Consider the following 20,066-nt stretch of genomic DNA (forward strand, 5'->3'; position numbering starts at 1 on the left):
GGGATGTCGTTAGTTCGAAGAGATTTATCGGTGAAATAATTCGTGTAGCCGCTTTAATTAGCGGCTACACGTTCATTTAGTGAGAATTAATGGATTCCGCCAATACGATTCAGGCGTACGCCGGTCGGCCATTCGCCTTCCTGCTTCTCAAAACTCATCCAGATTGCGGTCGCTTTACCGACGAGGTTCGCTTCCGGCACAAAGCCCCAGTAACGGCTGTCAGCAGAATTATCGCGGTTGTCACCCATCATGAAATAATGGCCCGGCGGTACAATCCAGCTTGCCAGCTGCTGGCCCGGCTGACGATAGTACATACCCAGTTGATCCTGCGCGATTGGCACGGTGAGGATCCGGTGCGTCACGTCGCCCAGCGTCTCTTTGCGCTCAACCAGACGGATACCGTTATCTTTGGTTTCGCCTTTCGGTACCTGGAAGAATCCGCTGGTCGCTTCACCGCCGTTGTGGCGGGCAAAGGTCTGCACAAAATCACTTGGCTCCACGTTTGAGTAGGTGATTGGCAGCGCGTTTTCACATGCGGTACCGGAACTGCAGCCTGGCTGAACGGTGACTTCTTTCGCAACCGGATCGTAAGTCACTTTGTCACCCGGCAGACCTACCGCACGCTTGATGTAGTCCAGGCGCGGATCTTCCGGATATTTGAACACCACGATGTCGCCACGTTTCGGATGACCGGTTTCGATCAGCGTTTTCTGGTAAATAGGATCTTTAATGCCGTAGGCAAACTTCTCTACCAGAATAAAATCACCAATCAGCAGCGTTGGCATCATTGAACCTGATGGGATCTGGAACGGTTCGTAAATAAACGAACGTACCACCAGCACAATCGCCAGCACCGGAAACACCGAGGCGCCCGTTTCCAGCCAGCCCGGTTTCGGACCGACTTTCTTCAGGGTTTTCGCGTCAATACCATCGCCTGTGGCTGCCTGTGCGGCAGCCTGACGTTCACGACGTTTTGGGGCGAAGATAAACTTATCCAGACACCACAGCAGACCCGTCACCAGGGTAGCAATGACCAGGATCAGGGCAAACATGTTCGCCATGCCAACTCCTTAGGGTTATTTGCCGTCTTTACCAACATGAAGGATGGCAAGGAATGCTTCCTGCGGCAGCTCGACGTTACCGACCTGCTTCATACGCTTCTTACCTTCTTTCTGCTTCTGGAGCAGCTTTTTCTTACGGCTGACGTCACCGCCATAGCACTTCGCCAGAACGTTTTTACGCAGCTGTTTCACGGTGGAACGCGCGATAATATGGTTGCCGATGGCCGCCTGAATCGCAATATCGAACTGCTGACGCGGGATCAGATCTTTCATCTTCTCAACCAGCTCGCGACCACGGTATGGCGCATTGTCGTTGTGGGTGATCAGCGCCAGCGCATCCACACGCTCGCCGTTGATCAGCACGTCCACACGCACCATGTTGGAGGCCTGGAAGCGTTTGAAGTTGTAATCCAGTGACGCATAGCCTCGGGAGGTGGACTTCAGACGGTCGAAGAAGTCGAGTACCACTTCCGCCATCGGGATTTCGTAGGTCAGCGCGACCTGGTTACCGTGGTAAACCATGTTGGTCTGCACGCCGCGCTTCTCAATGCACAGCGTAATGACGTTACCCAGGAATTCCTGCGGCAGCAGCATGTGACATTCGGCAATAGGCTCACGCAGCTCGTGAATATTGTTCAGCGGTGGCAGCTTGGACGGGCTGTCGACGTAGATCACTTCTTTCGAGGTGGTTTCAACTTCATACACTACCGTCGGCGCGGTGGTGATCAGGTCCAGATCGTATTCACGCTCCAGACGTTCCTGAATAATCTCCATGTGCAGCAGGCCGAGGAAGCCGCAGCGGAAGCCGAAGCCCAGCGCCGTTGAGCTTTCTGGCTCGTAGAACAGGGACGCATCGTTCAGGCTCAGCTTGCCAAGCGCATCACGGAAGTTTTCATAGTCGTCAGAGCTGACCGGGAACAGGCCCGCGTAAACCTGCGGCTTCACCTTTTTAAAGCCTGGCAGCGCTTTTTCTGCCGGGTTACGCGCACCGGTCAGGGTATCGCCCACCGGCGCACCGAGGATGTCTTTGATGGCGCATACCAGCCAGCCTACCTCGCCGCATGTCAGCTCGGTACGGTCAACCTGTTTTGGCGTGAAGATACCCAGACGGTCGGCGTTGTAGACCTGTCCGGTACTCATAACCTTGATTTTGTCGCCTTTGCGCATGGTGCCGTTTTTAATACGCACCAGGGAGACAACGCCCAGATAGTTATCGAACCAGGAGTCGATAATCAGCGCCTGCAGCGGGGCATCCGGATCGCCTTCCGGGGCCGGAATATCACGCACCAGGCGTTCCAGCACGTCGGTCACGCCGACACCGGTTTTAGCAGAGCAGCGCACGGCATCGGTCGCGTCAATGCCGACAATATCTTCAATCTCTTCCGCGACGCGCTCAGGATCGGCGGCTGGCAGGTCAATCTTGTTCAGAACCGGCACAACTTCGAGGTCCATTTCCATCGCGGTGTAGCAGTTTGCCAGGGTCTGGGCTTCTACGCCCTGCCCGGCATCGACTACCAGCAGCGCGCCTTCACAGGCCGCGAGCGAGCGTGAAACCTCATAGGAGAAGTCAACGTGGCCTGGGGTGTCGATAAAGTTCAGCTGATAGGTTTCGCCATCAGCCGCCTTGTAATCCAGCGTGACGCTCTGCGCTTTGATGGTGATACCGCGTTCGCGTTCCAGGTCCATGGAGTCCAGAACCTGGGCTTCCATTTCACGATCAGACAGGCCACCGCAAATCTGGATAATACGGTCAGACAGCGTCGACTTACCGTGGTCAATGTGAGCAATGATCGAAAAGTTACGTATGTTCTTCATATAGTTAAATAATTATGCCTTACGAATTCCTGGAGGCCGCTGTTCTTAGCCTGACGTTTTTCAGTGCGAAAACGCAGCATTCTACACTACATCTCCGCTACCTGGAAATGGACTTAGCGCCAGGTATAGCGTGAAGAAAGGACGTTTTCTGTTTTAAGACGTAAAAATGATAAAGCCCGATGAATCACCGGGCCTCAGAAGAGAGCGTCTCTACGCGAAGCTGGTCTGGTGCCAGCCCAACGCTGAGAATAACAGGCTGCCACTCCTCGCGCGCGGCAAGCGTCGGGGAGAGGCCTTTGGCAAGCCAGAATCCCCCCAGACCACCTAATGCGGCACCGCACATGGCGGCTCCGTCGGTGCCAAACAGCATCTGGAAAACGCCGCCCATAATAAACAGCCCGATCAGCGGAGAGAGATAGACCAGCATGGCGGAGCTGAGCAGACTGCCTTCCGCGATGCCCAGTTCAACCTTCTGCCCGGCCATCAGCGGCTGTTCGCTTGGCACAGAAATCGTGTGCGATGTTTGCGGCCCGAGCTTATTCAGCACGCGGCTACCGCAACCGGCTCGGGATGCGCAGCTATTGCATGAGGCTTTTACATCGCAGCTCACCAGCGCAATGCCGTTTTGCCACGAGACTACCGTCGCCCACTCTTTGATCATTGTGCGGCCCTGAATTTAATGCTGTCGGAGATGCGCTTCGCCGTTTGCGGAGGAAGTTCACCTACAATGGTGATCTCTGCGTTATCGCGTACCGTTGTGCTCACCGTACGGCGCCCGGTACGCAGCATTTGTTCGGCGCTGTTTGCCGTTGCGCGATTGATATTCACCGAGAAGCTGAACAAACCATCGGAATAGAGGCGCGATTCCACCGGCGTTTCAATCGTTGGCAGTTGACGACGGCTGCTGGACACTTCGCTAAACCCTTGTGGGATCCAGGCAGGTACCCAGTTGAAATTAACGGAATCGCCTGCCGGAACGGAAAGCAGCGGCGGCAGGCTGGCCTTAGCCAGATTCTGCATGCTGTTGCCAACCTGATTGTTCACGCTGAAGGAGATAACGCGGAACTGTTCCAGCGTTTCACCGTCACGGTCAAGCAGGTCTACACGCATGGGGAGTTTGGTTTCCGCGTCGATCCAGACAATATAGCTGTAGCGCGTTCCATCCCGGGCGACAACGCGGATCACCTCACACAGTCTGTCCGCAATACGCGTACGCCCTACCGAGATAAAATCGTAGTAAGGGGCCAGCCGTTTGAAGTCGGTGTAAATGAGTGACGGCAGAGAATCAACGATATAGTCGCCATTCAGCGTGAAAGGCTCCAGGCCGGGCTCGAAATAGCTGATTTCGTTACCACGCTGGACAACTTCCCGACGCGGGCCATCCATCTGTAAAAGCTGGGCGAGCGGCTGGTTATCAAGACGGGCATGGCGATAGCGTAACGACTCGACGCCCTGCTTATTGATGCTGATAAATGCCAACTCGTAGTTGAGTGACTGGCTGGCCAGATTCATTTGCTGCAACAACGCCCCGGATGATACATCAGCCGAGGCGTTGGCAGAGAAGAACAGGCTACCCGCCATCAGAGACATGGCGAACCAAAGTTGCTTCATTACTGCGATTGCGTTCCTAAAGTTTGGTTTCCGGGCACCTGCACAGCAGCTTGCTGTGTCTGCGCCTGCTCAAACTGAAGCTGTTCAGAGTGCAGACGACGCTGCAACTCGTAATCCTGCAACATCGCATTAATGCGACGGCGCTGCTCCTGAACCTGCTGTTGCTGACCGCCGCTGGCGGAAGCATCAGCCGGTACGCCCAGGCTTACCGGGCTGGCTTTGCCCATCATCGGCAGTGTGTTAAACACTGGCGCTTCTGGCTGCTGATTAGTTTCAGACTGAGTATTATAGTGCTGGACGCCAACGATAACTGCAAGCGATACGCATGCAGCCACACCCATTTGGGTAAGCTGGCTGGCCCACGGACGCACCTTTTGCCAGAATGGCATTTTCTGCCACTGGTGAGGCGCGGGTTGAGCTTCAGGAATCAGCGGAGTGGTCTGATGAACAGGCTCATTCTCAATCGCCGCCATGACGCGGGCTGAGATATCGAAATGGAGAACCTCGCCGGTGTCACCGCGAAGGGTGTCACGGATGAGATGGTAACTCTCCCAGGTCTCTTGCATTTCGGGAGAATGAGACAGCTCGTTGAGCAGCTCACTATCCACCGTTTCACCATCCATTAAAGCGGAAAGTTTTTCTTTCTGCATGCCTAATACCTTTTCCAGTATCCCGCTATCGTCAACGCCTGATAAGCGGTTGAACTTTATTATCAATAGCTTCTCGCGCACGGAAAATTCGTGAACGTACCGTGCCGACCGGACAATCCATGATAGCGGCTATCTCTTCATAGCTCAGACCATCCAGCTCCCGTAACGTAATTGCCATGCGTAAATCTTCCGGGAGCGACTCGATCGTGCGAAAAACGATTTGTCTCAGTTCTTCTGACAACATTAAGTTCTCAGGGTTCGAAATTTCTTTCAATGCGCCGCCACTTTCGAAGTTTTCGGCGTCGATTGCGTCCACATCACTAGAAGGCGGACGACGGCCCTGAGCGACCAGATAATTCTTTGCCGTATTGACCGCAATACGGTACAGCCAGGTATAAAAAGCACTATCTCCCCGGAACGAATCCAGCGCGCGATAGGCCTTAATAAAAGACTCTTGCACCACATCAGGCACATCGCCTGACGGTACATAGCGGGAAACCAGGCTCGCCACCTTATGCTGGTAGCGCACCACCAGTAAGTTAAAGGCTTTCTGATCTCCCTTCTGGACCCGTTCAACCAGGACCTGGTCCGTTAACTGCTCGCTCATCCGAGGTAATGTCTCCCCAAACCTAAATTCCACGCGTTATCGAAACGCCACTCTAAAAATACCGCACTTTGAGCAAGCACCGAATTAGAGCGTCTGATCTTCAATAAGTTCCGTAACGCCTTTGTTTTTGTTCATCGCGCCGCAGACTGTTCATTTTCTCTCATTATAAGTCTGTTCACGATACGCACCACTTTCTGACAAGAAACATCTTTTTCCCGCCAGAAGAGTAACGCAACCCAGTCTTTATTTCATCACAAAATCTGACGCTAACGATCTGCTTCGCAAAATAATTTCACTCATTTACCCTCCGTTTACCTCTGCTTACGCGTTTAGTCATTGCAACAGCCATTAAAAAAAACGTGCGATAAATCGCATTCAGGTGCTATTCTGGCCCAACACTGTTTAGTAAATTAAACAACAATCATGAACACAACACCTGAACTCCATTGTGATGTACTGATCATCGGCAGCGGCGCTGCCGGTCTCTCTCTGGCGCTGCGCCTGGCCGAGCATCAAAACGTTATCGTTCTGAGTAAAGGGCCGATAAGCGAGGGTTCCACGTTTTATGCCCAGGGCGGGATTGCCGCCGTGTTTGATGAGACAGACAGCATTGCCTCCCACGTCGACGATACGCTGATTGCCGGGGCCGGGATCGTGGATGCGCACGCCGCAGAGTTTGTCGCCAGCAATGCCCGCCATTGCGTGCAGTGGCTCATCGACCAGGGCGTCTTATTCGATACGCAGGTTCAACCCAACGGTGAAGAGAGCTACCACCTGACGCGCGAAGGCGGTCATAGCCACCGCCGCATCCTGCACGCAGCGGATGCCACCGGGAAAGAAGTGGAGACCACGCTGGTCGGCAAGGCGCTGAGCCATCCTAATATTCGGGTGCTTGAACGAAGTAACGCCGTTGACCTGATTATCTCCGACAAGATTGGCCTGCCGGGCACGCGTCGCGTGGTGGGCGCCTGGGTCTGGAACCGCAATAAAGAGAAGGTGGAAACTTGCCAGGCGAAAGCTGTAGTGCTGGCCACGGGCGGTGCCTCTAAAGTGTATCAGTACACCACGAACCCGGACATTGCTTCCGGAGACGGTATCGCGATGGCCTGGCGCGCCGGCTGCCGGGTGGCGAACCTTGAGTTCAATCAGTTTCACCCAACCGCCCTGTTCCATCCTCAGGCACGCAACTTCCTGCTGACGGAAGCCCTGCGCGGCGAAGGCGCCTATCTGAAACGCCCTGACGGCACCCGCTTTATGCCGGACTTTGACGCCCGTGGCGAACTGGCCCCGCGCGATATCGTTGCCCGCGCCATCGACCATGAAATGAAGCGTCTTGGCGTGGATTGCATGTATCTTGATATCAGCCACAAACCTGCAGAGTTTATTCGCCAGCACTTCCCGATGATTTACGAAAAGCTGCTCAACCTTGGCATCGATTTAACGCGCGATCCGGTGCCAATTGTGCCAGCCGCCCACTATACCTGCGGTGGGGTGATGGTTGACGATCATGGGCGTACCGATGTCGATGGCCTGTATGCTATCGGTGAGGTCAGCTATACCGGGCTTCATGGCGCGAACCGTATGGCGTCTAACTCGCTGCTTGAGTGCCTGGTCTACGGCTGGTCGGCCGCAGAAGACATCACCAAACGCATGCCCTACGCCCGCGAGACAGAGCGCCTGCCTGCCTGGGATGAAAGCCGCGTGGAAAATCCGGACGAGCTGGTCGTGATCCAGCATAACTGGCATGAGCTACGGCTGTTCATGTGGGATTACGTCGGGATTGTGCGCACCACGAAACGTCTTGAGCGCGCGCTGCGCCGCATCACCATGCTGCAGCAGGAAATTGATGAGTATTATGCCAATTTCCGCGTATCGAATAATCTGCTGGAGCTGCGCAATCTGGTGCAGGTTGCCGAGCTGATCGTTCGCTGCGCGATGATGCGTAAAGAGAGCCGCGGGTTGCACTATACGCTGGACTATCCGGATCAGCTTGCGGAGTCCGGCCCGTCGATCCTCGCCCCGCAGGTTTACATAAACAGATAAAACGCCTGGGTCAGGGCAGTGTAATCTTCGGAATACCGCTGGTCTGGCCCACGGATCACCATTCGATCGTTAAAGCATTCACCCTCTTTCGGCGAGAGCGCCAGCAGCACGCGGTGTGGCAGTCGGCCTTCCGTATCCGAAATATCGGTACGCAGACGTAACGTCCAGCCAATCTCCTGCGCGATACCGATGAACGTGTTGCCGGTACTCTCTGGCAGGACCACGCAGAAAAAGCCTTCTTCGGAGATGAGTTCGGCCGCACTGGTGAGCAGCGCTTTATGATCGAGGGAACGGGTATAACGCGCCTGTTCGCGCTCGGGTGTCCCGCACTCAACGCCGGGCGCATAGTAGGGAGGGTTGCTGACGATCAGGTCGTAACGCGCGGTTTGTTCAGGCGCCCAGGCGAGCACATCGGCGCAGTCCACTTTCATGCGGGCAGCCCAGGGAGATTCGGCCACATTTTCACTTGCCTGCTCTGCCGCCTGCGCATCCAGTTCGACGGCATCGATGGTGACATGTTCTTCCGTGCGCTGCGCCAGCATTAACGCCACCAGCCCGCTGCCGGTACCGATATCAAGAATACGCTTAACCCCTGCGACAGGCGCCCACGCGCCCAGTAAAATACCGTCCGTACCGACCTTCATGGCACAGCGATCGTGAGCGACAAAAAATTGTTTAAACGTAAAACCATCGCGGCGCAGCTGCGCTTTGAGTTGAGACATGTCGGAGCAACCTTCTAAGTGAAACTGGAGTAGCATAGGGGAAAGCGAAGTGGCCGAAAAGCGATATCCATACAAACAGATGAAGATTACAGCCGTAACGTCTATAATCAGCGCCCCACACAGAGGTAGAACATGACTGTAACGACTTTTTCCGAACTTGAACTCGATGAAAGCCTGCTCAATGCACTTGAGAGCAAAGGCTTTACACGCCCGACCGCCATTCAGGCAGCGGCCATTCCGCCTGCGCTTGAGGGCCGCGATGTGCTCGGTTCTGCGCCAACCGGCACGGGGAAGACAGCAGCCTATTTGCTGCCTGTGTTGCAGCATCTGCTCGATTTTCCACGTAAAAAATCTGGCCCGCCGCGTATTTTAATCCTGACGCCGACGCGCGAACTGGCCATGCAGGTGGCCGATCACGCGCGTGAACTCGCGGCAAATACCCATCTGGATATCGCGACCATCACCGGCGGCGTTGCGTATATGAACCACGCCGAAGTGTTCAGCGAAAACCAGGACATCGTCGTTGCGACGACGGGCCGCCTGCTGCAGTACATTAAAGAAGAGAACTTCGACTGCCGTGCGGTTGAAACGCTGATCCTCGACGAAGCCGACCGTATGCTGGACATGGGCTTCGCACAGGATATCGAGCATATTGCGGGTGAAACGCGCTGGCGTAACCAGACGATGCTGTTCTCTGCCACCCTCGAAGGGGAAGCGATTAAAGACTTCGCAGAGCGTCTGCTGGAAGATCCGGTAGAAGTGTCGGCGACGCCGTCCACCCGTGAGCGTAAGAAGATCCACCAGTGGTACTACCGCGCGGACAACCTTGAGCACAAGGTCGAATTGCTCAAACACCTGCTGAAGCAGGAAGATGCGCTGCGCACAATCGTGTTTGTCCGTAAGCGCGAGCGCGTGCACGAGCTGGCAGAAATGCTGCGTAACGCCGGGATCAACAACTGCTATCTTGAAGGCGAGATGGCGCAGATCAAGCGTACCGAAGGCATTAAGCGCCTGACCGATGGCCGCGTTAACGTGCTGGTTGCCACAGACGTTGCCGCTCGCGGGATTGACATCCCTGACGTCAGCCACGTCATTAACTTCGATATGCCGCGCAGCGGCGATACCTATCTGCACCGTATTGGCCGTACCGGCCGCGCGGGCCGCAAAGGGATTGCTATCTCACTGGTCGAAGCGCATGACTACCTGCTGCTGCAGAAAATTGGCCGCTATGTTGACGAGCCGCTGAAAGCGCGGGTTATTGATGGCTTGCGCCCAACCACACGTGCGCCGAGTGAAAAAATGACGGGTAAACCGTCCAAGAAAGCGCTCGCGAAACGTGCTGAGAGAAAAGAGAAAGAAAAAGAGAAACCACGCGTGAAGCAGCGCCACCGCGACACCAAAAATATTGGTAAGCGCCGTAAGCCAAGCTCTGCTGCACCAGAGACAAAAACGGAAGAGTAAAAAAAGCCGGGGAAATCCCCGGCTTTTTTATTCCCCCCGTAGCTGAAGCCTTACAGGCTTTCAGTAAAGGTACGCGCGATAACGTCGCGCTGCTGTTCTGGGGTCAGAGAGTTGAAGCGTACCGCATAGCCGGACACGCGAATGGTCAGCTGTGGGTATTTTTCTGGGTGCTCAACCGCGTCCATCAGCGTTTCGCGACGCAGTACGTTTACGTTCAGGTGCTGACCACCTTCCACGCGCACTTCCGGTTTCACTTCCATTGGAATTTCACGGTATTCGATTTCGCCCAGTTTGCTCACCGGCACGATTTCATCTTCAGCAAAACCCGCTTTCGCGACGACACAGCGCGCTTCGTTTTTCTCGCTGTCCAGCAGCCAGAAAGAGTTGAGCAGATCGTCATTTGCAGCTTTAGTAATCTGGATACCTGTAATCATGTGTTGCCTCCCTTAGGCTACATTAACTGATGTCGGCCTCTCGCGGCCAATTGGTAAAACCATTGTTTCTTGTGTGTATATATATCATTCACACCCCGGTGATTTATTGATTTAAATCAACAAAAACACCAACCACATAAAGAGTGTGGTTTGAATTTATTGCTTTAGATCAATTTCACGACCTTACCAATTCAATTCAACCTGCATATTTTCAACATAAATTTAGCCACTTAGCGCGTATTTCAGTGTGCTATTTTGCTCACCGGGCTTTAACAGGTAAGCTAGTCAGAGATTGAAATTCGCAGGAGAGCGAGATGACGACACCTTTAACCTGGCATGACGTGCTGGCAGAAGAAAAGCAGCAGCCCTATTTTATCAATACGCTCAGCACCGTTGCGGCTGAGCGCCAGTCCGGACAGACGATTTACCCGCCGCAGAAAGATGTGTTCAACGCCTTTCGCTACACCGAACTGAGCGATGTGAAAGTGGTCATTCTGGGCCAGGATCCCTATCACGGCCCGGGTCAAGCGCATGGGCTGGCGTTTTCCGTACGTCCCGGCGTGGCGATCCCCCCTTCTCTGCTCAACATGTATAAAGAGCTTGAGGGAACCGTGCCCGGGTTTACCCGACCAAACCATGGCTACCTGGAAAGCTGGGCGCGTCAGGGCGTGCTGTTATTGAACACGGTACTCACCGTTCGGGCCGGCCAGGCGCACTCGCACGCCAGCCTGGGCTGGGAGACATTCACCGATAAAGTCATCAGCCTGATCAACGAACACCGTGAAGGGGTCGTGTTTTTACTCTGGGGATCGCACGCGCAGAAGAAAGGGGCGATTATTGACCGTCAGCGTCATCACGTGTTGAAAGCGCCGCACCCGTCACCGCTGTCTGCACATCGCGGTTTCTTTGGCAGTAATCATTTTGTTCTGGCGAACGAATGGCTGGAAAAACGTGGCGAAACGCCCATTGACTGGATGCCTGTGTTACCGGCAGAGAGCGAATAGTATTTGAATGTGCCGGGTCGGCCCCGGCACATGAAGAGGCTTATGCCTTATTCTGACGCCACCACTCGGCCAGCAGTACACCGGTCGCAACGGATACGTTCAGACTTTCCACATTGCCTGTCCCATCAATAGAGACGCTCAGATCCGCACTGGAGAGCGCCGCATCAGACAGACCATCGCGTTCCTGACCCAGCACCAGCACCATTTTGCGTGGCAGCGTCGCTTTAAACAGCGGCGTACCGGCATGGCTCGAGGTGGTCACGATGGAATAACCCGCTTTACGGAACTGCTCAAGGGCATCCAGCACGCTGTCGCCGGTGATCGGCTGTACGTGTTCAGCTCCGCCTTCCGCAGTACGGATCGCGGCACCGGATTCCAGCAGCGCGGCATCCTGCAACAGCACGCCTTTCACGCCAAAGTGCGCGCAGCTACGCATCATTGCGCCCAGGTTATGCGGGTTGCCCACGTCTTCCAGCGCCAGCACGCAGTCATCGGCATCCGCCTGACTGACCCACTGCTGAACGGTCGTACCGTTACGTTTTTTGATCAGGAAGCAGACACCGCCGTGGTGTTCGGTACCGGATGCTTTGGTCAGCTCGGCATCATCAACCACGTGGTAGGCTTTGCGGTTTGCCGCCATCCAGCGCAGCGCTTCTTTAAAGCGCGGGGTTACGCTCTGAATAAACCAGGCGCGGACGATACATTCAGGACGGCTCTGGAACAGCGCCTGGCAGGCGTTCTCACCATACACGCGAGTCTCTTCCGCACGCTGACGGCGCAGCACTTCCGGGTCGATAAAGCTTTTACCGCTGATACCGCCGTGATCGGCCTTTTCTGGCGTTTCGTCGCCAGGGGCACGAGAAACGGTGCGCCACGGGGAGGCGTTATCACGTGAGAAGTCATCCCGTGGACGGTCATCGCGTTTGCGATCGTCACGCTTGCGGTCATCACGTTTGCGGTCATCACCGCGGTTGTTTCTGTCATCGCGGGCGGGGCGACGGCCACCGTCTGCACGAGAAGACGCCGGACGCCCGCCACCTTTTCCGGTACGCGGATTTTGGGTGCGTTTATCAGAGTCATCATCACTGCGGACATACATCACTTTGACCTTGCCGCTTTTATTTTTCATTTCGTCGTTCATGCTTTTCTCCACCAGCGCTGCGCGAAGCGCGCAGATTACCCGATGTGCCAGCGCATAGCCATAATTTCGTACAAAAGCCTGTGACTATTGTTCTCATTGAATAAAACGCATTGTTGTTTCAAACAGGCTCATTGATAATATGTAACATATTAGAAACATTATCGGCATCTTGCCGCTGTCCCACGGCTCTATCAGAGGTTAGTTATGAATACCGTATGTGCCAACTGTCAGGCTCTTAACCGCATTCCGGACGATCGGATTGAAGATGGTGCGAAATGCGGACGCTGCGGCCATGAATTGTTTGATGGCGAGGTCATTAACGCGACGGGTGCTACGCTGGACAAACTCCTCAAGGACGATCTTCCTGTTGTGGTTGATTTCTGGGCGCCCTGGTGCGGCCCATGCCGGAGCTTCGCGCCGATCTTCGAAGACGTGGCCGAAGAGCGCAGCGGAAAAATACGTTTCGTTAAGGTCAATACTGAGGCTGAACCCGAACTGAGCGCCCGTTTTCGCATTCGCAGCATCCCGACCATTATGATTTTCAAAAATGGTGAAGTGCTCGATATGCTCAACGGTGCGGTGCCTAAAGCGCCTTTTGAAAGCTGGTTAAACGAGTCGCTGTAACATTCTCGGGGCACATCTTGTGCCCCGTTCTCGCCTCTGCGAAAATAGGGTTTTTCCTGCATTTCGCCCATGACTGATAACGCTGTTCTTCAATTACGCGCCGAACGCCTTGCGCGCGCTACCCGCCCCTTCCTCGCGCGCGGAAACCGTATTCGCCGCTGTCAGCGCTGCCTGCTGCCGCTGAAGGTTTGCCTGTGCGAGACGCTGGCACCGAGTACGGCTCAGAGCCGTTTTTGTCTGGTCATGTTTGATACCGAGCCGATGAAGCCCAGTAATACCGGTCGCCTCATTGCCGATATTCTGCCGGATACCGCGGCATTTCAGTGGTCCCGTACGGAGCCCCCTCAGGCGCTGCTCGACTTAGTGGCAAGCCCGGACTATCAACCGATGGTCGTTTTCCCTGCATCATATGCAGGTGTCGATCGCCAGGTGCTTTCGACGCCGCCAGCCGGTAAACCACCGCTGTTTATTATGCTGGACGGCACCTGGACCGAAGCGCGAAAAATGTTTCGTAAAAGCCCGTATCTCGACGCACTGCCGGTGATTTCTGTCGATCTGTCCCGCGTCTCCGCCTATCGCCTGCGTGAAGCGCATGCTGACGGGCAATACTGCACCGCCGAAGTGGCCATTGCGCTTCTGGACCTGGCGGGTGATACCGCTGCGGCTCACGCCCTGGGCAACCATTTCTCCTGTTTCCGGGAACGCTATCTGGCGGGAAAAACCGTTCATAAGGGCAGCGTCACAGCAGCCGAGACGGAAAGCGTTTAAAATCATCAGGTCGCTTGCATTCACAGGAGGCCTGCATGAGCCAGCGAGGGTTAGAAGCGCTACTTCGTCCTAAATCCATTGCCGTCATCGGCGCATCAATGAAACCGGATCGTGCTGGCTATCTGATGATGCGCAACCTGCTGGCCGGGGGATTTAATGGCCCCGTCATGCCCGTCACACCGGCGTATAAAGCCGTTCAGGGGGTGCTTGCATGGCCTGATGTACAGAGCCTGCCTTTCGTACCGGATCTGGCCGTACTGTGTACAAACGCAAAACGTAATCCGGAACTGCTGGAATCGCTCGGCAAGAAAGGTTGTAAAACCTGCATTATTCTCTCGTCTCCGCCTGAACAGAAAGCCGAGCTTCTGGCCTGCGCCAGCCGCTATCAAATGCGCATTCTTGGGCCAAACAGTCTGGGCCTGCTCGCCCCCTGGCAGGGGCTGAATGCCAGCTTCTCTCCGGTTCCAATCCGCAAAGGCAAGCTCGCTTTTATCTCGCAGTCGGCTGCGGTATCGAACACCATTCTCGACTGGGCGCAGCAGCGTGAAATGGGATTCTCCTACTTCATTGCGCTCGGTGACAGCCTGGATATCGACGTTGATGAGCTGCTGGATTTTCTGGCGCGCGACGGCAAAACCAGTGCGATCCTGCTTTATCTTGAACACCTCAGCGACGCGCGTCGTTTTGTCTCGGCGTCGCGAAGCGCGTCGCGCAATAAGCCGATCCTGGTGATCAAAAGCGGACGCAGCCCTGCGGCACAGCGTCTGCTGCATTCGCATTCCGGCATGGATCCCGCCTGGGACGCCGCCATTCAGCGCGCGGGTTTGCTGCGGGTACAGGATACGCACGAGCTTTTTTCCGCCGTTGAGACGTTAAGCCATATGCGCCCGTTGCGCGGCGAGAAGTTAATGATTGTCAGTAACGGCGCCGCCCCTGCCGCACTCGCCCTGGATGAGCTGTGGCGGCGCTTCGGCAAGCTGGCCACGCCGAGTGAAGAGACGCTGCAGCGCCTGAAAGACGCGCTTCCGACCAGCGTGACGCCCGGCAATCCGCTTGATTTGCGCGATGATGCCAGCAGCGAGCGCTATATCAAGGCCATTTCCATTTTGCTGGATAGCCAGGATTTCGATGCGCTGATGATTATCCACTCCCCCAGCGCGGTCGCGCCGGGCAGCGAAAGCGCGCGTGCGCTCATTGAGGCGGTGCGCAACCATCCGCGAGGCAAATATGTCACCCTGCTGACCAACTGGTGCGGAGAGTTTTCTTCGCAGGAGGCGCGACGTCTGTTCAGCGAAGCCGGACTGCCAACCTACCGCACGCCGGAAGGCACCATTACCGCGTTTATGCATATGGTGGAATATCGCCGCAACCAGAAACAGCTCCGCGAGACGCCAGCGTTGCCCGGTAATCTGACGGCCAATACCGTCGACGTTCACCGGCTGTTGCAGCAGGCAATCGAAGAAGGCGCGACATCGCTGGATACGCATGAAGTCCAGCCCATTCTGGGCAGCTACGGGATGCAGACCCTGCCGACCTGGATCGCCAGCGACAGCGCTGAGGCCGTGCATATTGCCGAGCAGATTGGCTATCCGGTTGCCCTGAAGCTGCGCTCCCCGGATATTCCGCATAAGTCTGACGTTCAGGGGGTGATGCTCTACCTGCGTACGGCGGCTGAGGTGCAGCAGGCCGCAGATGCCATTTTTGACCGGGTCAAAATGGCGTGGCCACAGGCAAGGATCCACGGCTTGCTGGTGCAAAGCATGGCTAACCGCGCAGGCGCTCAGGAGTTACGGGTGGTGGTCGAACACGATCCCGTCTTCGGCCCGCTCATCATGCTGGGGGAAGGCGGTGTGGAGTGGCGCCCGGAGGAACAGGCCGTGGTGGCGTTACCGCCGCTGAACATGAACCTGGCGCGTTATCTGATTATCCAGGCGATCAAAAGCAAAAAGATCCGCGGCCGGAGCGCGCTGCGTCCGCTTGATATTGCCGGGCTAAGTCAGTTCCTGGTGCAGATCTCTAACCTGATTGTGGATTGTGCCGAGATCCAGCGGCTGGACATTCATCCGCTGCTCGCCTCCGGCAATGAGTTTACGGCTCTGGACGTGACCCTGGATATCGCGCAATTCGAAGGAGACAGAGAGAGCCGTCTTGCGATCCGCCCGTATCCCCTGCAGCTGGAGGAGTGGGTTGAGATGAAAAATGGGGAACGCGCCCTGTTCCGCCCTATTCTGCCGGAAGATGAGCCCCAGCTGCGGGCCTTTATCTCTCAGGTCACGAAAGAGGATCTTTATTATCGCTATTTTAGCGAAATCAACGAATTTACCCACGATGATTTAGCCAATATGACCCAGATCGACTACGATCGAGAAATGGCGTTTGTTGCCGTTCGTCGCGCCGATAAGGGTGATGAGATCCTCGGCGTCACGCGTGCGATTTCTGACCCGGATAACGTCGATGCGGAGTTTGCCGTGCTGGTACGCTCCGATCTTAAAGGTCTGGGCCTGGGAAGACGACTGCTGGAAAAACTCATCAGTTATACGCGAGATCACGGATTGTTACGCCTTAATGGCATTACTATGCCTAACAATCGCGGTATGGTGACCCTGGCGCGAAAACTTGGTTTTGACGTTGATATTCAGCTGGACGAAGGTATTGTTGCCTTGTCCCTTAGTCTGACATCAGCAGACAAACGCGAGTAAGCTACTGGAAATGTTACCCACTTTGGACGGGACTGGTGGTATCATTGTCCGCTTATGTTGTTTGCATAGTACAGACAACCCTTCAATGAACAGAGAAGAAACGCACTGTGATGTTGTCAAAATTTAAGCGTAATAAACATCAACAACACCTTGCTCAACTACCGAAGATTTCTCAGTCAGTTGATGATGTAGAGTTCTTTTACGCTCCCGCTCATTTTCGGGAGACGCTTCTGGAAAAGATTGCCAGCGCCACGCGACGCATTTGCATTGTGGCACTGTATCTTGAACAGGATGAAGGCGGGCGCGCGATCCTGAACGCGCTTTATGAAGCCAAACGTCAGCGTCCGGAACTGGATGTACGCGTGCTGGTAGACTGGCATCGCGCCCAGCGTGGCCGTATTGGCGCTGCCGCGTCAAACACCAATGCTGACTGGTATTGCCGCACAGCGCAGGAAAATCCTGGCGTTGACGTGCCTGTTTATGGCGTCCCGGTGAATACCCGTGAAGCGCTCGGCGTTCTTCATTTCAAGGGGTTCATCATCGATGACAGCGTGCTTTACAGCGGCGCCAGTCTCAATGATGTTTACCTTCATCAGCTCGATAAATATCGCTATGACCGCTACCATCTGATCCGTAATCCGCAGATGGCCGATATCATGTTCAACTGGGTTGATAAAAATCTGGTTCATGGCCGTGGCGTTAATCGTCTTGACGATCCCGAGCGCCCTAAAAGTCCGGAAATCAAAAATGATGTTCGCGCCTTCCGCCAGGAGCTGCGCGATGCGGTCTATCATTTCCAGGGCGATGCGAACAACGAAGAGTTATCCGTTACCCCGCTGGTAGGGCTCGGCAAATCAAGCCTGCTGAACAAAACGATTTTCCATCTGATGCCGTGCGCGGAGCAGAAACTCACTATCTGCACGCCGTATTTCAACCTTCCTGCCGTGCTGGTGCGTAATATCATTCAGCTGCTGCGCGAGGGTAAAAAAGTGGAAATCATCGTGGGTGATAAAACGGCAAACGACTTCTTTATTCCCGAAGATCAGCCGTTCAAAATCATCGGTGCATTGCCTTATCTCTATGAGATTAACCTTCGCCGTTTCCTGAGCCGCTTACAGTATTACGTCAACACTGACCAGCTGGTTGTGCGTCTCTGGAAAGATGAAGACAATAGTTACCATCTGAAAGGCATGTGGGTCGACGATGAGTGGATGCTGTTGACCGGTAACAACCTGAACCCGCGCGCGTGGCGACTGGATCTGGAAAACGCTATCCTGATCCATGACCCGCAGCATGAGTTAGCCGCCCAACGTGAGCGCGAGCTGGAGCTGATTCGCACCCATACAACCGTGGTGAATCACTACCGCGAACTGCAGAGCATTGCTGATTATCCGGTGAAAGTTCGCAAGCTTATTCGCCGCTTACGTCGTATCCGTATCGACCGACTTATCAGCCGTATTCTGTAATGTCCAGGCCCTGTCACCCGCAGGGCTTTTTTTATGGGGCCCGTTGATGCGTATTCCTTTGTTACTGAGTGTCATTTTCCTGAGTGGCTGTAGCCATATGGCCAACGATAGCTGGTCCGGACAGGATAAAGCACAGCATTTTCTCGCTTCCGCGATGTTGTCCGCAGCCGGTAATGAATATGCCCAGCATCAGGGATACAGCCGGGACCGTAGCGCGGCGATCGGGCTGATGTTCTCAGTAGGTCTTGGGGCATCAAAAGAACTGTGGGATAGCCGCCCCGCAGGGAGCGGCTGGAGCTGGAAAGATTTTGCCTGGGATGTCGCTGGCGCAACGACCGGCTATGCCGTATGGCAGATGGCGCGGTATTAAAGTCGAATGCCTTTCCCTTTGCGATGCAGCATCAGGGAGACAACAAACGCCAGTGCCCCCATTCCCGTTACGTACCAGAAGAATGTCGTTTCGCTTCCCCATGATTTAAGCGACAGCGCTACGTACTCCGCCGATCCGCCAAACACCGCGTTGGCGACTGCATAAGAGAGCCCGACCCCTAACGCACGGACCTGCGCCGGGAACATCTCGGCTTTCAGTATCCCGCTGATGGAGGTGTAGAAACTGACAATCACCATCGCCACCATCACCAGCGCAAAGGCAGCATACGGTGAAGAGACATGCTGAAGCGCAGTCAGAATGGGGACGGTACATAATGCCGACAATCCGCCAAAAATGAGCATCGACGTACGTCGGCCAATTTTATCCGAGAGCGCGCCGACGATCGGCTGTATGAGCATAAAGACAAACAGTGCCACGGTCATGACCACGCTGGCGACGTTTGCGTGCATGCCGGTGGTGTTTACCAGGTATTTTTGCATATAGGTGGTGAACGTATAAAAACTGAGAGAGCCGCCTGCAGTGAAGCCCAGCACCATCAGGAAAGCTTTGCGGTTACGCCATAACCCTTTGAATGTTCCCGCCTCCTTCAGCATCCTGACCTCTTTCTGAGAGGTTTCATCTAGCTGACGGCGTAGCCAAAGTGCAACGACCGCCAGTACAGCGCCCATTGCGAAAGGGATCCGCCATCCCCAGGCGTGAAGTTGTTCGTCCGTCAGAATTTGCTGCAGGATCACCACCACAAGAATGGCCAGCAGTTGACCGCCAATCAGCGTGACGTACTGGAATGAGGCGTAAAAACCTTTACGGCCTTCCAGTGCAATTTCACTCATGTAGGTTGCACTGGTACCGTATTCACCGCCCACCGATAATCCCTGGAATAAGCGGGCCAGCAAAAGTAGCGCCGGTGCCCAGGTACCAATCGATGCATATCCCGGTAAGCAGGCGATCACCAGCGAGCCAAAGCACATCATGCACACCGAGATCAGCATAGAGGCCTTACGCCCGCGACGATCCGCAATACGGCCGAACAGCCAACCCCCGATGGGTCGCATCAAGAAGCCTGCGGCGAAGACTCCTGCCGTTTGTAGCAGCTGCGTGGTGGTGTTGCCGGAGGGGAAGAAAATATGTGCGAAGTAGAGTGAACAGAATGAGTAGACGTAAAAGTCGAACCATTCAACCAGATTCCCTGAAGAGGCGCTGATGATTGCCCATACCCTTCTTCGGGTATCACTGTGAGCCAGCGTCCCGTTTGATGTCATGCTTTCTGTCATTGTGATTATGCTCCTGCCATAAACTGCGGCGTATTGAGCCAGGAGACTCAATAACCTCGTAAATGAAATGTTATAATTTTGTTATAAATCACATTGAGACAGAGATCACACATTCCATTAGCAGGATAAGGGATTAAGACAAAAGCCAGAGTGGAAAAACAAAAGCAAAAAACCCCGCACGTTCCGGTACGGGGTTCTTCTTAATTGATGCCTGGCAGTTCCCTACTCTCACATGGGGAGACCCCACACTACCATCGGCGCTACGGCGTTTCACTTCTGAGTTCGGCATGGGGTCAGG

General features: G+C 54.9%; 19 protein-coding genes and 1 rRNA gene. 8 read left to right on the top strand and 12 right to left on the bottom strand.

Going from position 1 to position 20,066, the window contains the following annotated elements; translation table 11 throughout:
- Positions 1-86: 86 nt before the first annotated feature.
- The 7 genes from lepB to rseD all read right to left on the bottom strand — a co-directional run bounded on the left by lepB (position 87) and on the right by rseD (position 5,824).
- A complete protein-coding gene (lepB, locus tag ACMWJS_RS04060; RefSeq protein WP_045908532.1) occupies positions 87-1,061 on the bottom strand; it encodes a signal peptidase I in 975 nt (324 codons plus the stop codon).
- Positions 1,062-1,076: 15 nt separating this feature from the next.
- Positions 1,077-2,876, bottom strand: coding sequence for a translation elongation factor 4 (gene lepA / locus ACMWJS_RS04065; RefSeq protein ID WP_008502183.1), 1,800 nt, complete (start codon positions 2,874-2,876; stop codon positions 1,077-1,079).
- A 184-nt stretch (positions 2,877-3,060) separates the two neighbouring features.
- A complete protein-coding gene (gene rseC, locus ACMWJS_RS04070; RefSeq protein ID WP_032653064.1) occupies positions 3,061-3,537 on the bottom strand; it encodes a SoxR-reducing system protein RseC in 477 nt (158 codons plus the stop codon).
- A complete protein-coding gene (rseB, locus tag ACMWJS_RS04075) occupies positions 3,534-4,487 on the bottom strand; it encodes a sigma-E factor regulatory protein RseB (protein ID WP_023308851.1) in 954 nt (317 codons plus the stop codon). Before rseB ends, rseC begins: the two co-directional genes overlap by 4 nt.
- Positions 4,487-5,137, bottom strand: a complete 651-nt coding sequence (gene rseA, locus ACMWJS_RS04080; protein WP_008502186.1) for an anti-sigma-E factor RseA — start codon at positions 5,135-5,137, stop codon at positions 4,487-4,489. The genes rseB and rseA overlap by 1 nt, the downstream gene beginning before the upstream one ends.
- 31 nt (positions 5,138-5,168) lie before the next feature.
- The gene (gene rpoE / locus ACMWJS_RS04085; RefSeq protein ID WP_006176728.1) at positions 5,169-5,744 is read right to left on the bottom strand and encodes an RNA polymerase sigma factor RpoE; all 576 of its coding nucleotides are present in this window, start codon (positions 5,742-5,744) and stop codon (positions 5,169-5,171) included.
- Positions 5,741-5,824, bottom strand: coding sequence for a rpoE leader peptide RseD (gene rseD, locus ACMWJS_RS04090; protein ID WP_223605340.1), 84 nt, complete (start codon positions 5,822-5,824; stop codon positions 5,741-5,743). Before rseD ends, rpoE begins: the two co-directional genes overlap by 4 nt.
- A gap of 343 nt (positions 5,825-6,167) precedes the next feature.
- Between rseD and nadB the strand changes: the two genes are divergently transcribed.
- A complete protein-coding gene (gene nadB, locus ACMWJS_RS04095; RefSeq protein WP_025912839.1) occupies positions 6,168-7,787 on the top strand; it encodes an L-aspartate oxidase in 1,620 nt (539 codons plus the stop codon).
- Here the strand turns inward: nadB and trmN are convergent.
- A complete protein-coding gene (gene trmN / locus ACMWJS_RS04100; protein ID WP_045908530.1) occupies positions 7,772-8,509 on the bottom strand; it encodes a tRNA(1)(Val) (adenine(37)-N(6))-methyltransferase TrmN in 738 nt (245 codons plus the stop codon). The genes nadB and trmN overlap by 16 nt on opposite strands.
- Positions 8,510-8,641: 132 nt before the next feature.
- Here trmN and srmB point away from each other — a divergent pair, with 132 nt between their 5' ends.
- Positions 8,642-9,970 carry an ATP-dependent RNA helicase SrmB gene (srmB, locus tag ACMWJS_RS04105; protein WP_023344704.1) on the top strand — a complete coding sequence of 443 codons (1,329 nt, stop codon included), beginning with the start codon at positions 8,642-8,644 and terminating at the stop codon, positions 9,968-9,970.
- A 50-nt stretch (positions 9,971-10,020) separates the two neighbouring features.
- Here the strand turns inward: srmB and grcA are convergent, their stop codons facing one another.
- Positions 10,021-10,404, bottom strand: a complete 384-nt coding sequence (gene grcA / locus ACMWJS_RS04110) for an autonomous glycyl radical cofactor GrcA (RefSeq protein ID WP_008502190.1) — start codon at positions 10,402-10,404, stop codon at positions 10,021-10,023.
- Positions 10,405-10,718: 314 nt separating this feature from the next.
- On the opposite strand from grcA, the gene ung reads away from it, so the two are divergent.
- Positions 10,719-11,408: a uracil-DNA glycosylase gene (ung, locus tag ACMWJS_RS04115; RefSeq protein ID WP_023333064.1), complete on the top strand. Its 690-nt coding sequence runs from the start codon at positions 10,719-10,721 to the stop codon at positions 11,406-11,408.
- Between the two features lie 40 nt (positions 11,409-11,448).
- On the opposite strand, the gene ACMWJS_RS04120 is transcribed toward ung, so the two are convergent.
- Positions 11,449-12,549, bottom strand: coding sequence for a tRNA/rRNA methyltransferase (locus ACMWJS_RS04120; protein WP_008502192.1), 1,101 nt, complete (start codon positions 12,547-12,549; stop codon positions 11,449-11,451).
- Positions 12,550-12,753: 204 nt separating this feature from the next.
- Here ACMWJS_RS04120 and trxC point away from each other — a divergent pair, with 204 nt between their 5' ends.
- The 5 genes from trxC to ACMWJS_RS04145 all read left to right on the top strand — a co-directional run bounded on the left by trxC (position 12,754) and on the right by ACMWJS_RS04145 (position 18,476).
- Positions 12,754-13,173: a thioredoxin TrxC gene (trxC, locus tag ACMWJS_RS04125; protein ID WP_045908528.1), complete on the top strand. Its 420-nt coding sequence runs from the start codon at positions 12,754-12,756 to the stop codon at positions 13,171-13,173.
- A gap of 69 nt (positions 13,174-13,242) precedes the next feature.
- Positions 13,243-13,941 (top strand): tRNA-uridine aminocarboxypropyltransferase, encoded by a 699-nt coding sequence (tapT, locus tag ACMWJS_RS04130; protein ID WP_048226270.1) that lies wholly within the window; start codon positions 13,243-13,245, stop codon positions 13,939-13,941.
- A 35-nt stretch (positions 13,942-13,976) separates the two neighbouring features.
- A complete protein-coding gene (locus ACMWJS_RS04135) occupies positions 13,977-16,640 on the top strand; it encodes a bifunctional acetate--CoA ligase family protein/GNAT family N-acetyltransferase (RefSeq protein ID WP_414746652.1) in 2,664 nt (887 codons plus the stop codon).
- Positions 16,641-16,750: 110 nt separating this feature from the next.
- Positions 16,751-18,106 (top strand): CDP-diacylglycerol--serine O-phosphatidyltransferase, encoded by a 1,356-nt coding sequence (pssA, locus tag ACMWJS_RS04140; protein WP_023294337.1) that lies wholly within the window; start codon positions 16,751-16,753, stop codon positions 18,104-18,106.
- Between the two features lie 46 nt (positions 18,107-18,152).
- The gene (locus ACMWJS_RS04145) at positions 18,153-18,476 is read left to right on the top strand and encodes a YfiM family lipoprotein (RefSeq protein WP_044597783.1); all 324 of its coding nucleotides are present in this window, start codon (positions 18,153-18,155) and stop codon (positions 18,474-18,476) included.
- Here the strand turns inward: ACMWJS_RS04145 and ACMWJS_RS04150 are convergent.
- On the bottom strand, positions 18,473-19,768 hold the full coding sequence (locus tag ACMWJS_RS04150; protein WP_045908524.1) for an MFS transporter: 1,296 nt from the start codon (positions 19,766-19,768) through the stop codon (positions 18,473-18,475). The two genes, ACMWJS_RS04145 and ACMWJS_RS04150, sit on opposite strands and share 4 nt — an antisense overlap.
- Before the next feature lie 209 nt (positions 19,769-19,977).
- Positions 19,978-20,066, bottom strand: a 5S ribosomal RNA gene (rrf, locus tag ACMWJS_RS04155); the annotation flags it as partial.

This window comes from Enterobacter sp. HK-058-C-ECC (assembly GCF_047531125.1).
Taxonomy (GTDB): domain Bacteria; phylum Pseudomonadota; class Gammaproteobacteria; order Enterobacterales; family Enterobacteriaceae; genus Enterobacter; species Enterobacter quasiroggenkampii.